The sequence below is a fragment of the Bacteroides sp. 51 genome (assembly GCF_010500965.1).
Taxonomy (GTDB): domain Bacteria; phylum Bacteroidota; class Bacteroidia; order Bacteroidales; family Bacteroidaceae; genus Bacteroides.
The window spans coordinates 48,383-62,416 of sequence record NZ_QVMI01000002.1 but is presented as its reverse complement, the minus strand read 5'-3'; the positions used below and the strand labels follow the sequence as shown (position 1 = coordinate 62,416).

Here is a 14,034-nt window from a genome sequence, read left to right as displayed (position 1 = left end):
AGCTAAAGAATCACTCTTACGCCTAAAGTTGAATTGGTTCATTTTTCTAGCCATAGACAAACTTTCCTATCTACACTGATCTATTCTTAATCGATTATGAATTGTATTCACTAAACATTAATTCGATGAAAAGACAGCTAAAGAAAAGAATGACATTTGAAGAAATGGAAGCGCACATGGTGGAAAACTCTATCAAAGTTCCCAATAAAGTTTCAGTTGGCAAATACGCACGTGAACTGGGATTTAGCGTTTATAAGCCCATGGTAAAAGGGAAAATAAAGTTTTTCTACATTAATGAATCTATGTTATAGGCAGACAGAGAGAACTGTATGAAAGGAATTGATAAATGACAGAATCAGATACAGTAAAACGCCAAAGGGTCTATTACGTGAAAATTCCTATTGGATTTTCATATTTACTTTCGCCAACCCAGGAAAGGTTCCTTATACACATGGTAGATTTTGACTATCTGAAACGATATGGGAATGACATAAACTGGAGTAAAGCAGAGTACATGAAACGTATGGGACTTACCGAATATGCATTTGACCGGGCTGCAAAAAAGCTGGTACAGATGGGATTGATAGATAAATCTGTAAATGAAGCCGGGAATAGAGTCTACTATTCACTAAACAAACCTGTTTATGATAGGTTGGGGGTAATACTGTCCTCTACCAGAAATGTAAACAGGCTGATATCCTTTTGTGAAACCAAGTTTATGAAAGAAAACAGGGATATTATGAGTATTACTGATGAAGAACTGGAAGAATTAGAACTACATCATTAGCTGAGTCCTTTTAGGGACGTAAAATTGTAACCCAACCTGCAATCAAGGGCTGCTTTCTGGAAAAAGAGAGTAGCCTTTTTTTATTTGTATTTTACCACCTTATATTTAGGTTATATCATCTGGCATGAAAACACACCGGATACCCCCTTGAAATATATGTAGTATATATAATAATAAAGAATAAAGAATTTATAATCTTCTTTTTCTTTATAAATAAGAAAAAGAAGCAAAAAGAAATAATAAGAGAATCGCCTACGGCGTTTCTCATTTTTTGGGAATTTTAGGAATAAAGGAAATCCAGTATAACACAACATTCTCATTGGATTATTATATCTATCCCTTTAGATTCCATTTTTATGATTTGAAACAAAGGAGAGAGGAACCCTTCCCAAAAGAATCAACGTCTCTTTTTTATAGATGGGATTTTAGTTTCTACGAGTTGCTTCTTTCGTAACTCAATCATTTCATAGGTAGCCTTCAATGCGTCAGCCTCTGTTCTAAAATAATTGCGACCGCAATAACGGCTTAAATCTTTTGGCTTACCATTATCGGGTTTAGAAACAACATTCAGGTTTTCATTGATGTAGAAGTATGTCTTACCAATCATTTTTATATCAGAAGAGGAACCATACATATCCAGCCAGATTTTTTTCATTAAATCTAAAACAACTCTGGCATTATCCATTTTACGATAGTAGTTATACCCACGTAACCGTTTCAGGTCTTTTTGTCTATCAGATTCTACATCACGGATAATTTCACTTGTTTCGTTAATGTAGTAATAATAATCGCCAGAATCAGCTTTCCAATTTATTGGTTCTACACGCTCAAAATGTCCATTCCAAACTTTATGGCAGGCCGCCAGTTCTTCAATCAGATCATATCGTTCTTCCGGAGAGATCATTTCAATTTGGTAATCCTCCTCTTTACCAATATTTATAGAGAGAGAATAGTCCATCTCCCGGCCAGTCTTGGTTTGAAGATACACAAATAAAATAATATCACCCTTCAGGTTCTCTTTGAAAATGCCAAGTCCCAACTTCTGCCCCAATCGTGTTATTCTCACAAAATCATTCCGGGAAATTTTCTTTGAAGGGACAACCTTGTTGTGAAACCGGCTCCAAGACAGTTTTTTCTGAAACATTAAGTTCTGCATAAGCAGTATCTTTTGGGCACAAGCCTGATATATTTCAGAGACAGCTAATTTTTTGATGGTCTGATTCAAGCTGCCATTGACAACTGATATTCCCAAATATACCACATCCGATTGGATATCCTGAATTATCCCCCAAACGCCACCAGATTCTATGCAATCTCCCTTTTGAGGTGTATATCCATAAAACCAGGACTCAAACTCCTCAAACGTGATAGTTTTCTTCTTCTTTCTGGGAAAACTATCACCCAACCCCTTCTCCTTCAAGAAGAGCATTATTTTTCGTCTGTCCTCCTTTGCTGTTACAAATTTACTGAGATAGGACGTGATCTCTTTGCTGGATTTCATTTTAAAGTTAGAAATTACTGTTGGGAACAAATATAGCGTAATTTGAAGAAAAACAATGAAATCAAAGACAAACTTTTCAATCATTCGTTTCAAAAGAAGAACTGAACAAATAAGTAACAGCAGGCTAATCATAAACAAGATATAACAAACAGAATCATATTTTCCACTGCAGTTTTCCAGTGATAACATATACAGTGTTTTAAACCATATTAAAATAGCAATATGGAAATTCTAATTATTACATTTTCAACGAGTAACATAAAATCTATCTAAGGAGAATATATAAAGAAAAGGATATACAGAAGGTAGATAGAAAAAGCCAAGAACAAGACAAGCCACCTTTATGTAATCCAGGCTTACAAAAAGGTGCTTTTTTTCGAGGATTTCACATTTTTCAAACTGATTTCCATTTTTAGACTCCTCAAAAAATGAAACTTGACAAATCACCCCGAGGACAAATATCGAATCCGCACCCAGGTGGATACCCACCCCTTTCTTTTTAAAATTATTATAGCCCTGATTTTCAACGCGTTAAACAGTTCACTTTTATATAAAGTGAAGCTAAAACAAGAATATCAAACATTAATAGTAACAAATTGAAAGCATGATTAAATATTTAAAGCAAATAAGTAAAGATAGTAATAAACGTAATTAACTGATATTCAAATAGAATCAAATACGAATATCAAAATAAATAACTATAACACATATAAATAACCGGTTCTTTTGTGTTTTATGCAAAAACACTTTTTTTCATCAAAATTCAAATAAAACGTTAGTTGTTGATATTCAACAAGTTAGACTCATGTACGCGCGCGATTATATCCACTAAAAAACACGCTCAAAAATCATTTAGTCTAAAAATATTTTTTTGAATTTTCTTTCATGTTTTAAAATCATTCGTTATAATAGTCATGTAACCAAACGGCAAAAAACAAGCCGAACGGAAACAGAAAAAACAGAATGTGAAACTAAAACAGAATTAAGAAAAGAAAAGCAAAACGCCAAAAGGCAGAAACAAAAGAGTTTTTTTATTGGAAACATTTTTTTGAACTCTGGAAAATCAAAAAACGTCCGTTCGCTATGGAGCGATTAAAGAATGTGTTAAATAACCACACTACGCGGAACTACAAACCAATGTAGCAAGCCGGAACGGTGAAAGTACGTGTACTTTGTAACCGTGTACATGAAACGTTAAATTTTGGGAGTTTCAGTACAAAATAAGGACGTGTAAGAATAATGCCATAAGTGTGCCCAGTTGCACCCGGAGATAAAATACACTATACAGGAAAAACAGCCTGTACGGAGCTTGGGAAAAGAGTATTGCCAATGTTATACCCAAAATCACCAGCCGCCTCCCGCCTGAATGTTAGCTGCCCTATTGGAAAAGATAGGGGACGTGCCGGAGAAACACTTTGTTGAAATCGGAGTAGAACAAAGGTTTGCATATTTGTAGAAAGTAACATGAATGCAAATGTAGCAAAATATTTTGCCGGGCAAACTATCCGACACGTTTTAGTTGAGGCGCAATATTGATTACAAAATTAATTGCACGTTATCCGCTTATGTTAGGGTAACGTGCAATTATTGTATTTGGCTCAATGGCAAGGGTTGCCATCGTAGAGATATGTGGGGTTCGATTCCCTATTTGCCAACAATATGCGCTATTGCATAATATTCTAATAATAAAACGATTATGAAAACTGTAAAATTTAACGCTACACAGTATGCAGAACTTGCGAGAACTTTAACTGGTACTATCCTTGTTTACACCACACAAGACGGTAAAGAATCTGCCCAGCAATTCTTCGGTCCGGAATTTGAACCTGCTGATAAATCTGAGAATGAAATCTTCCGGGTATGGAAAAATGTTATGGCTACGTTCTGGTCAGTGAAAGCTGAGGAAAACAAGCTGCGTGAAGACAATGACGGTATCCGTTCCAAATTGCGTGCCTCAACTCCATCCAGCGTAATCTTCCGTACTGCCAAAGGCGAAACGGTAAAAAGCTACCAACTTGACGAAAGTGTGTGGGCACGTATCGGATTGGTACCAACGAAAAAAGACTTTGAACGCACTGCACGGGATTATGCCAAAGCCATCCATAGAGCGGCAAAGGCGTCGTTTGATGCACTTGGCTTCCGTATTATGCTGGCAAAAGAAGAAACTACGGAAGTATCAAAAACGGAAAAGAAAGTGAAACCAACAGAAAAACCGTTACCACTTGCGGCTGCATCATAACGGTATCAGGTAAATTCTATATGATGGGTAGTTTGCTCGGATTGCGGGTAAACTACCTTTTCACACCTTAGGCTTTAATATACACTTCGCTGGGATTGCACCCCAGATTGCCTACACTTCATTAATTCACTTCAAATTTACTGCACGTGTCGGGATGACACTACCCTTCCCTCCAATAACAAGCGGGACATAGTGCCAAAGGTATGCCAAAAAGTGTACCCCGAAGCACTATGTTTCGTTACCTGCCGGATTGGGAATCTGTAGGTAGGGAGATAATGCAGTAGATTTATTGGGTAGTTTTACCCTAAAACATTTACCCAAATGAAAAAATAAGCCTTATATTTGCAAAATTATGCCATATATCCCGCCATATAAAATAACACCGAAAATTGTCGACCTTGTTTCTAAAATAAGTGAGGCAATAGGTATGTACCATTCTCAGGAAGAATTACGCCTACATCGAATCAATAGGATAAAAACCATTCAGGGTTCCCTTGCTATTGAGGGTAACACCTTGACCACTGACCAGATTACGGCAATTCTTGATGGTAAGCCGGTAGTGGCACCAATCAACGAAGTGCAAGAAATACGTAATGCCATTAAAGCATACGAATTACTGGATAAATTAAATCCGAATAACATGAAAGACTTGCTAAAAGCGCATCTCACTATGGAAGCGGGGTTAATAGATGATGCCGGTCAATTTCGTATGAAAGGTGTTGGAGTGGCATCAGGTGAAGATATTATTCATTATGCTCCACCTGCCGAAAGAGTACCATATCTAATACAAGATTTATTCGACTGGTTAAATACGTCTGAAGAGCATCCACTAATAAAGAGTTGTGTGTTTCACTATGAGTTCGAGTTCATACATCCGTTCTCAGACGGTAATGGACGTACTGGAAGACTTTGGCAAACACTTATTCTCAGTAAGTGGCGCCCTGTATTCCAGCACCTGCCAATTGAAAATATTGTCTATAAATATCGTAAGGAATATTACAATGCTATTGCCGTGAGCGGTGGAGAAAATGGTTGTACACCATTTATTGAGTTTATTTTAGGCGTAATTGAAGAGACACTACAGACGGAAAAGAAAGCACCTACAACTCGCGACAAAATACTGGAACAAATGCGTAATAATCCTAAGATTACCCGGAATGGGCTTGCTGCCATTCTTGATTTGACTCCCGATGCAATCAAATATCATCTTCAGAGGATGACAAAAGAGGGTATTATTACCCGCAATGGCTCAGCCCGGAATGGTTCTTGGATTCTTCTAAATTAATTAACCTACTACCACCCATTCACTTACGGAAAACTTTGCCTTTTGTTTTCTTCAGTGTGGACAAATTGGCCTTTTTAGAAACAGGTCTCAGATGAGAGTGGGTATTATGGTATTCAATGAAACTCTGTTTTATCGATTCCGATGTAAAACAGGTAACCGTACTATTATCTAATGATTCATTGATAAACTGGAATAAGTATTCTTCACCTCCATTTTCTGCTATCCATACTTTTATCAGATTATCAAAAGTAGGATTATGATGGTCAATATGAACCTCCTCAAAAGAATACAGCACATCGTTTGTTATTGGACAAGTCATAGGAAATGACAAGTTCCTTCTATATTTAAAAATTATTGGGTCAATCGCATTTCGACAAGCCTTAGAAATTTCCTGCTTAGGAGTGGGCTTACCATTAATACAAGTAATAAATGATACATCTGTTTTAGTATCATCTTCTCTAATAATATAGAAACACGGTGTCCTGAATTCTTCTGATACACCAACTTCTATCCGCTTAACATTTAAGCCTTTGGTTTTTTGCGCCCACTCGGGATGGTATTTGAAAATGCTCATTAGAAATTGAAAATCATCTACCGATGTTACTACCCGGTCGTAAGAATCTCGAATTTTCTTACATTTTTCTTTCAATGCAGCTTTATTCATATAAGTTCAATTAATCACCAAAAATACTCTTTTTTTCAGAATATCCACCCATCATATTAAGTTCATCACTATTCTGGTTAAAGTAACATAGCTCTGAATATATATGAACGACAATGTAAACTACCCCAGCCATTACACTTCACATCCCAGCGGTATAGAATGTATCGAAATTACCCAACATCATGGATTCTGTATAGGGAACGCTATAAAGTATTTGTGGCGTGCCGGACTTAAAACTGATGCCGACAAATCCGACAAAGAGAAGCAAATAGAGGATTTGGAGAAAGCAGTGTGGTATATCCAGCGTGAAATAGAAAGACTTAATCAATAAATACATAAAGAGATGAAAGAAAACAAACTAATGATGAAAAATCATCTGACTGCGTTCTGTCAATTGCGCAAAGAAGCCCTTGACGACATCCGACAATATCTTCGTGACAATGGTGAAATAGACGCCACTCAAGTAAGCAATCACTATCAAGCGTGCTACTTTAACCACCATGGCGAACCTGTTACTGCACTAATTGAAAGTATCATTCTCAACGAGAATAAGGTTGAGGTTACCACCGATGAGAATTACAGTATTGGTGAGGATGATATGACTACAGAGCACATAGAATCCGTTCTCAACATTATGGATGACTTAAATTTAATTGAAAAACAGCCAGAAGTATTATGCCCAAAATGTCAATCAAACAACGTAAAGATGAATGTGTGGATGAACCCGAATACTCCGGACAAGACTTATAATCCTGTTGATGATGATAACGAATACAGCGGACGTGTATATTGTGAAGACTGTAAAGACATTATAGCATTACCAATAAGTGGAGAAAAAAAAATCCGAGAGTTATTTCTTGACAATGATATAGACTATGTAACCTTTGATATGCATTTTCCGACAGACAAGGGATATATAATCTCGGTAAGTGCTGATGGTTTTGAATATGCATCTGAGGAAACTGGCTCTTTCGATGAATTAGACGAAAATACCCTTGAGAACCTTGCTTACGAATTGGAGCTACAAATCGAAGCTGACAAAGAAGTATTTGACAAAGCACGTGGATTTTAATTTAAAAAACAAAAACAATATGGCAAACGTATGTGAAAACCAACTGTATGCAACAGGTACAGAACAGCAAATCGATTTACTAAAAGAAAAATTGTCAGAAGTGTTTGACGACAATTTTGACATAGATGACAACATCGTTGTTGGCGACGAAGCTACTCTTATTGCAAGCCTCACAAGCAAATGGGATATGCCCAAGGATGGCTTAAGAGAAGTAACTACATCCATCCCAGACACTTTCGGAATGTACATTCAAGTAGAAAGCACTGAACCTGGCTGTAACTACCATGAACATTCCATCTTTAGCACCGGTGAATGGAGTTTTGACGTATATACCACCATTAATACACAAATACTAGAGTTAAAAGAGAAAGGTCTGGACATGGTTCGTCAGTTCTTGCAGAAAGAAGATGTACCTTATGCTATAAAGGAAGATAAATTCTGGAGTGTGGTCTATGTAGATGAATATGGTGTGGCTGAATGCGAATTTATTAATTGTGTAGAAACTAAAAATGATAGTATTTTACTTCATCTACAAAACGGGCACTGCATCCATGAGAATGACCTGACAACGGACCACGTTCTTCATACGCTCACTATAATTCAAAATGGAGATGGTGAATTTAAAACAACAGAAAATAAATAAGTTCTAATTATGGCATCACACAAAAACGACTTTTTAGAATGGGTCGAAAAACAGAATGTTGAGGTTTTCAGCAAACTCTCAGAAGTAACAACTGAATTTAAAGAGGATATTGTTGCCGGACAAACCTGCACCTTTAAAAACGATTACGGAGTGGTCTTTCCTGGCAAAACCATAATGGGCTTCTGTAAGCCAACATCACGGGGACGTTGTGTGTACCTTGATTATGATTGTTATTGGCTCCCTGCAAAACTATCTAACATAATATTAGACAAATAAATCACATGAAAGAATACTCTGATTTAATGGCACGAGAATATGCCATACGCAATGAGCAGTGTGAGTTTATAATCAAGATTTTGACGGAGAACGATGGGCGGATAATCTTCACTCCTGACGAAGAGTTCGAAGGAGATTTGGGTTTACATGAAATTTATCCAATTATTTCTACGCTATATGGTAAACATGACAACTACAACATCGCCATAACAGATGTGTATCTAAATAAGTCTGGCGATGGTTTTTATGTAGATGGAATTGACCAAGAAACAGAAGAAAAGAAGTTTCAATTTCCAATTTACCCTGAGCAATATACAGATGTGCTCTGTTTTATTGGTATTACCTTAGGATTGGATGAATAGTCAGAATCTCCCAACACTATCTTTTTACTTAATTACTAATTAACTATTATTTTATGAGCAAAGAAAAAATATTTAATCTGGCTGACAGCTTTACAAATGAAGCTTGCAATGCCACCCGCAAAGAGTTTCTCGAAGAAATGAAAAAATTACACCCAACTATCCAGCAAATGTTTGCCGGACTTGTACTCTCTTGGTTGAAAGACTATGCCACTAATTATCGCCAAGACCCCAGAAACAAGCATAGTATCGAAGAATGTCAAAAACTCATCGACTCCTATACTCAGATTCACGGAAGTGAAGAACTTCGGGAACGCTTCCCTATGATCTGATAAATGATATGCTTTTTATCGTCCAACTGTTCGTATATAAGTAGCTATTGAATCATTGCTTATGGCAGTAGTACTACTTCCACAATTGGTAAAGTACACATAATTACCTTGGTCATAGAAACGATAAACTTTGCAACCATCATGTTCAAAGAGATACTGAACACGATAAGAATCATTATTTTCTGCAGGAGCATTGGCTAATGGTCTCCCTGCAAAACATGAGTTTAGAATTAACATAGAAATTCCAAGCAGAAAGAAAGGGATTGTCTTTTTCATAATTGGTACTTTTTATACGGAACATGGAATAAAAGTATAAAAAGGAATAATTTTCATCAAGTTATTTCCCCTATATCATTATAGGAATTCCCCTTTCTTTCATTAAAGACTTAAGCGTAGACTACACCAGTTTACGTTTTTTTATTGCTATACCCCAATAATCTGCATGACTTACAACCAATCCATTTCAATTGGCACTATTCTTTATCAAGTCATTGCAATCAATCCCAATAACTAATTAATAAAATCAAAGGATTATGCAAACTACATGTAACCAAGACTCCTATATTCAGGACTTTGGGCAGAAAATAGGTGGAGCTAAAAAAGACCTTGCCCAAGAACAAATTCAAAAGTTGAGGCTCATCACAAACGATGCGCTCATTACCCAGCCATTGTCAAAAGTCTTACCTAAGTTTGACTTGGTGAAGATGTATAACGATAAGCAGATTACAAAGGAAACCGCTGTTCACTTACGCTATCTCCTTAGTAAAATCCCCACCAAACCACGTAGGACATACTCATTAAAGTACTGGGTAGTGAAAGTTATGGAAATTGTTTCAAACATCCGCCTCATCTTGGACAATCCGGCAACAGCTCTGAATATTACAGCATTATCCTTACCGGAATTTATTCTATTCTCTCAAGAGCAAGAATATGCTAATTGGCCACAAGAGGAATACAATTCAGGACACTATAAGATACAAAACCTATATTGGAGCAGTAGTATTGCCGTAGTGAAAGGAAACCGTATTTTTAAAAGAGGTACTATACAAGAGTGTGTTGAATGGATTAAAGAGAAAACAGGACAGAAAAAAAGTTCCGGAAAAAGCCAATATAGTGTATACCGCTACAATTACACCCAAGAAATTTATATTTCGCCTAAAGGCAAAGGCAATATCATACTCAAGAAAGGATTTACCACACCACAAGAAGCATACCAGTTTATTGCCGATTGTGCTAATGAGCTGGAGTGCATCTATAAAGAAATTCGCTTTATACCCAGCGAGCGAAGAGATTGGAATCGTCCACGTGTTGGTAATGACCATAGAGATGGCAAAGATATTTCACCGGAAGTATTCTCCGCAACATTCCCATTTTATGGTGTAGAGTTCGGCAACTGGGTAAATCAAATAGAAAGAGCCAGTTACTTGAACATGGCTTATGATGCCTTAATGGACTTATCACTGGCCATGGAAATTAAACCCGAAGAAATAGTCCTGAATGATAAACTGTCTTTAGCTTTTGGTGCTCGAGGTGGAGGAAACGCTTCAGCCCATTATGAGTTAGACCGTAAGGTTATCAACCTGACCAAGACCAAAGGCGATAAGGGTTCACTGGCTCATGAGTGGTTCCATGCATTGGACAATCATATCTGTTATCTGCAAGGAAGTCCACTAAGCATGGCCACCGAAATGCAATCCAGACTAAACGATAGAGAACTGGGGCAGGCCTTTCAGAAACTGGATGTTGCCATAAGAAGCACCGATTTCTACAAACGCTCTCAGAAATGCGATGAATGCAGATCTAAGAAATACTGGAGTACAATCACTGAGATGGCAGCTCGGGGATTTGAGAAGTTTGTAATTACCACACTTAACGAACTTGGTTGGCATAATGATTATCTGGCCAACATCAAGACTGTTGAGGAGTATACCAAGAAAGGTTATTATCCTTATCCGACAGACGAAGAAATCAAACTCTTAGCTCCACATTATGCCAAGATTGTGACCTGTGCTTTTAAAATAGCCGAATCCGAATTACTTGATATTGCATAACTATAGAGAAAAAAATATGGAAAGATTGAAAATATCAAAGAAAAGATTTGCTGTCATCCAGACTGCAGAACACGAAAGTGATGAAATGAGTGTGACAATTTGTGGACTTAGTGAAGTTGAGTTAGGAGACATTGCATTTAATAAACATTTCTGGGAAGACATTGCTCCGGGAATGAGTGTCGGAGACTGTTACAAAAGTAGCAAAACTGACGAAAAGTGTGTACAAGGATTCGTTATAGTTAGAGTCATATAAAAAAAGAATAAGAAATCAATAAAGAAATACAACCTAATCATGGACGAAAACGCAATAATACTATTTACATGCGATGAATGGCATACCCATTCCAGCAAAGACATTATAGGTATATTCAATGATGAAGAAGCCTATAACCAATACATTGTTGATATGCAAAATGATAGAAAGTTGAATAAAGATGATGTCAGGAACCTAAGAGAATACCAGCAAACACAAGGTAAAGACATGAACTACTTGATTGAAATATTTGCTCTGAATCCTAAATATTCAGCTTAATATGTGGGCTTATTTTAACTATATAAATCCGATTGAAATAACCAAAGCACAAGCCTCCATCGGTTGTCATTCCGGCGATTGCACCGATGACATAAAATCATTAATGGAAGTTCCAAAAATTAAAAGGCAACTAAAAAAAGTTCTTCCAGACCGACTGAAAACCGAATTGTGGGAGTACGGAGCATGGACTGATGAAGAATTAAACTGCCATAAGGACAACCTAATGAGAATCTTATGGATTGCTTGTGCCAATATAATGGATGAAAAATAATGAAAACAAGAAGATTTTGCCCTAAATGTGGACGACCATTGCTCAAATCCCAGATAAAGGGATACGCATTTCAATGCTTTAGTTGTGATGAGGACTTTTGTAAGTTTGAAGTGTTACGTAAAAAGGATATGGAGTTTATCAGAACTATCCGGAAAACAACAATTCTACATGAAAGACAGCAAGATATGAACAAATATGATAACCCGGAAATAGAACAGCTACGAAAGATGTGGGAGGAGTTTGGTGATATTCCGATTGACAATGACGAATGTATAGAGTCGGACTTTTACCATTGGCCAAAAGGAACAGATCGCTACGAAATTTGGCACTGGTTCGATGAACGATGCCCCAACAACCTACATGATGACCTCATGTTCCCTGAAGAATAATTTACAAACCATGAAAAGAAATAACGATATGATAGATTCAATCATAAATAACATTTGCAATACCTGTAGTTGCAATGATAAACAAGCAAATGAGTACCTCGATGATGAGGTTCGGAACCTCCGGGATTTACAAGAGCTCGGTGATCTTGAAAGCCGCGATATGGAAGTCGCATGTGACAACCTCGGTTTGGAGTATGATTACATTGAATACTTTGTAAATGCTTTATGCTTTTGAATCCCCATCCAGGCTTTCGCTGAACAAATAAAAATATAAAAAATGAAAAGAGAAGAGAAAATAGACATACTTGTTGCTGCATTAGCAAAGCTGATAGCAGAAGGACGTAACGATAAAGATGAATATAGATCCGCACCTCAGATAGTATTTCTATCTGAAGAAGAAGTTCAGTTTGAAGAATTTCCGGGAGAACAAAAGCCGACAATCAAAGTCTATGAAGATAATCCTCTGGTTAATATTCTTAAAGAAGTCTTTAACTACTATATAGATGACGAAAAAAAGCATTATGAAGAATGCCTATTTGAAGAAGATGAGCAGGCTTACGAAGATTTTGAAAACCAAGGTATTTACAATCAGGATTGCCTTCCAACACATATTTATCATTCACTTCGTTCATTTGGAGAATTTATTGAAAACCATGAGCAAATTAATCAAATATCCTGAATTCTCACCGTTGCCACCTAGTACGGATGCTGCCGATGTGATCGAAAATATCCGAAACTGGATTGAACAGAAAAGAGAAGATAAACTAAAGCTCTATTGCCGTCCAGATAGTTCTAAGACTGGTTACCGTTTTGTTCAAGAAGAAGACTTTCTCGAAACAAAGGAAGAGATACAAACAATCCTCCGGAGAAAGGTCAGGATTGTTTTTACCCGCTATGCAGAAGTAAAGAGTAGAGCATGGTATCCCTTACACTTTACAACCCGGATGATTACTGTTCAGATACATCATGGAGGCAGAGTGCATAACTATAAAAATGACAATCAACTACGGTTATTCTTAAAAGAAGATCGCAAAAGAATTAAAGCATTATGAATATACTTCCTGATAATCTAAAAAGATTTATGCCACTACATCAACAAAAAATAGTGGTAAGTTCTGACGAGTTCAAAGAAGTAATTGAGCGCCTTGAAGAAGAAATCAAGCACATCCCTACTCACAATGAAGGTAAAATGATCTTTGCTCACTTCTTCTATGCAGGTTGTGACTGGTACATACAGGATTGGAACAGAGAAACTGATAATCTTTTCGGTTATGCAATCCTAAATGAAGATGTTCAAATGTCTGAATATGGATATATGTCACTCATAGAACTGACCCAAGATGGACGAATCGAGCTGGATTTTTATTGGGAAAAGCAACCATTAGATAAAGTTCTCTATGATAAATACCCTGATTATTTCCCAAATCCGAATAAAGAGCTAACTGTATTCCTCTACCCATTAGAGCGATTTGAGCGCAATATCCCTGATGAGACAATCATATCAGCTTACGAGAGTCCGGACGAGATCTATCCAGAGGTAGAAAAGCTTACTCCAGATGAATTTGCAGAACGTATTAACGACGATATGTTTAATGACCAAGAGTATTATGTACGCTTCATAAAATACTAAACA

The 14,034-nt window shown here is 36.8% G+C and carries 22 protein-coding genes; 19 read left to right on the top strand and 3 right to left on the bottom strand.

Annotated features, from left to right (window positions below; genetic code table 11):
- Positions 1–125 precede the first annotated feature (125 nt).
- Positions 126–311 carry a hypothetical protein gene (locus tag D0T87_RS02250; RefSeq protein WP_163172446.1) on the top strand — a complete coding sequence of 62 codons (186 nt, stop codon included), beginning with the start codon at positions 126–128 and terminating at the stop codon, positions 309–311.
- Positions 312–388: 77 nt separating this feature from the next.
- Positions 389–787 (top strand): hypothetical protein, encoded by a 399-nt coding sequence (locus D0T87_RS02245; protein WP_203558586.1) that lies wholly within the window; start codon positions 389–391, stop codon positions 785–787.
- A 397-nt stretch (positions 788–1,184) separates the two neighbouring features.
- On the opposite strand, the gene D0T87_RS02240 is transcribed toward D0T87_RS02245, so the two are convergent.
- Positions 1,185–2,477, bottom strand: a complete 1,293-nt coding sequence (locus D0T87_RS02240; RefSeq protein WP_163172442.1) for a hypothetical protein — start codon at positions 2,475–2,477, stop codon at positions 1,185–1,187.
- A gap of 1,507 nt (positions 2,478–3,984) precedes the next feature.
- Here D0T87_RS02240 and D0T87_RS02235 point away from each other — a divergent pair.
- Positions 3,985–4,527, top strand: coding sequence for a hypothetical protein (locus D0T87_RS02235; protein ID WP_163172440.1), 543 nt, complete (start codon positions 3,985–3,987; stop codon positions 4,525–4,527).
- Between the two features lie 352 nt (positions 4,528–4,879).
- Entirely contained in the window at positions 4,880–5,812 is a 933-nt protein-coding gene (locus D0T87_RS02230) for a Fic family protein (protein ID WP_163172438.1), read from the top strand.
- 19 nt (positions 5,813–5,831) lie between these two features.
- On the opposite strand, the gene D0T87_RS02225 is transcribed toward D0T87_RS02230, so the two are convergent.
- On the bottom strand, positions 5,832–6,476 hold the full coding sequence (locus D0T87_RS02225) for a DUF3223 domain-containing protein (RefSeq protein WP_163172436.1): 645 nt from the start codon (positions 6,474–6,476) through the stop codon (positions 5,832–5,834).
- 103 nt (positions 6,477–6,579) lie between these two features.
- Between D0T87_RS02225 and D0T87_RS02220 the strand changes: the two genes are divergently transcribed.
- The 6 genes from D0T87_RS02220 to D0T87_RS02195 are packed head-to-tail and all read left to right on the top strand — an operon-like array spanning position 6,580 to position 9,158.
- Positions 6,580–6,807 carry a DUF3310 domain-containing protein gene (locus D0T87_RS02220; protein WP_163172434.1) on the top strand — a complete coding sequence of 76 codons (228 nt, stop codon included), beginning with the start codon at positions 6,580–6,582 and terminating at the stop codon, positions 6,805–6,807.
- A 12-nt stretch (positions 6,808–6,819) separates the two neighbouring features.
- Positions 6,820–7,548: a hypothetical protein gene (locus D0T87_RS02215; protein WP_163172431.1), complete on the top strand. Its 729-nt coding sequence runs from the start codon at positions 6,820–6,822 to the stop codon at positions 7,546–7,548.
- Between the two features lie 19 nt (positions 7,549–7,567).
- The gene (locus D0T87_RS02210) at positions 7,568–8,191 is read left to right on the top strand and encodes a hypothetical protein (RefSeq protein ID WP_163172429.1); all 624 of its coding nucleotides are present in this window, start codon (positions 7,568–7,570) and stop codon (positions 8,189–8,191) included.
- A 9-nt stretch (positions 8,192–8,200) separates the two neighbouring features.
- The gene (locus tag D0T87_RS02205) at positions 8,201–8,467 is read left to right on the top strand and encodes a hypothetical protein (RefSeq protein ID WP_163172427.1); all 267 of its coding nucleotides are present in this window, start codon (positions 8,201–8,203) and stop codon (positions 8,465–8,467) included.
- Between the two features lie 5 nt (positions 8,468–8,472).
- Positions 8,473–8,829: a hypothetical protein gene (locus D0T87_RS02200; protein WP_163172425.1), complete on the top strand. Its 357-nt coding sequence runs from the start codon at positions 8,473–8,475 to the stop codon at positions 8,827–8,829.
- 53 nt (positions 8,830–8,882) lie between these two features.
- Positions 8,883–9,158 (top strand): hypothetical protein, encoded by a 276-nt coding sequence (locus tag D0T87_RS02195; protein WP_163172423.1) that lies wholly within the window; start codon positions 8,883–8,885, stop codon positions 9,156–9,158.
- Positions 9,159–9,173: 15 nt separating this feature from the next.
- Here the strand turns inward: D0T87_RS02195 and D0T87_RS02190 are convergent, their stop codons facing one another.
- Positions 9,174–9,434, bottom strand: coding sequence for a DUF4884 domain-containing protein (locus D0T87_RS02190; protein WP_163172421.1), 261 nt, complete (start codon positions 9,432–9,434; stop codon positions 9,174–9,176).
- 257 nt (positions 9,435–9,691) lie between these two features.
- On the opposite strand from D0T87_RS02190, the gene D0T87_RS02185 reads away from it, so the two are divergent.
- Genes D0T87_RS02185 through D0T87_RS02145 form a run of 9 tightly spaced genes read left to right on the top strand, consistent with a single transcriptional unit; the run spans position 9,692 to position 14,031 of the window.
- Positions 9,692–11,209, top strand: a complete 1,518-nt coding sequence (locus D0T87_RS02185) for an LPD5 domain-containing protein (protein ID WP_163172419.1) — start codon at positions 9,692–9,694, stop codon at positions 11,207–11,209.
- A gap of 16 nt (positions 11,210–11,225) precedes the next feature.
- Positions 11,226–11,462 (top strand): hypothetical protein, encoded by a 237-nt coding sequence (locus tag D0T87_RS02180; protein ID WP_163172417.1) that lies wholly within the window; start codon positions 11,226–11,228, stop codon positions 11,460–11,462.
- 39 nt (positions 11,463–11,501) lie between these two features.
- Positions 11,502–11,741, top strand: a complete 240-nt coding sequence (locus D0T87_RS02175) for a hypothetical protein (protein WP_163172416.1) — start codon at positions 11,502–11,504, stop codon at positions 11,739–11,741.
- A gap of 1 nt (position 11,742) precedes the next feature.
- Entirely contained in the window at positions 11,743–12,012 is a 270-nt protein-coding gene (locus tag D0T87_RS02170; protein WP_163172414.1) for a hypothetical protein, read from the top strand.
- Positions 12,012–12,401, top strand: a complete 390-nt coding sequence (locus D0T87_RS02165) for a hypothetical protein (RefSeq protein ID WP_163172306.1) — start codon at positions 12,012–12,014, stop codon at positions 12,399–12,401. Before D0T87_RS02170 ends, D0T87_RS02165 begins: the two co-directional genes overlap by 1 nt.
- A gap of 10 nt (positions 12,402–12,411) precedes the next feature.
- The gene (locus D0T87_RS02160; RefSeq protein WP_370526808.1) at positions 12,412–12,636 is read left to right on the top strand and encodes a hypothetical protein; all 225 of its coding nucleotides are present in this window, start codon (positions 12,412–12,414) and stop codon (positions 12,634–12,636) included.
- A 42-nt stretch (positions 12,637–12,678) separates the two neighbouring features.
- A complete protein-coding gene (locus D0T87_RS02155; protein ID WP_163172412.1) occupies positions 12,679–13,080 on the top strand; it encodes a hypothetical protein in 402 nt (133 codons plus the stop codon).
- Complete coding sequence (locus D0T87_RS02150) at positions 13,055–13,453, top strand: hypothetical protein (RefSeq protein WP_163172410.1); 399 nt, start codon at positions 13,055–13,057, stop codon at positions 13,451–13,453. Before D0T87_RS02155 ends, D0T87_RS02150 begins: the two co-directional genes overlap by 26 nt.
- On the top strand, positions 13,450–14,031 hold the full coding sequence (locus D0T87_RS02145; RefSeq protein ID WP_163172408.1) for a hypothetical protein: 582 nt from the start codon (positions 13,450–13,452) through the stop codon (positions 14,029–14,031). The genes D0T87_RS02150 and D0T87_RS02145 overlap by 4 nt, the downstream gene beginning before the upstream one ends.
- Positions 14,032–14,034: the final 3 nt, after the last annotated feature.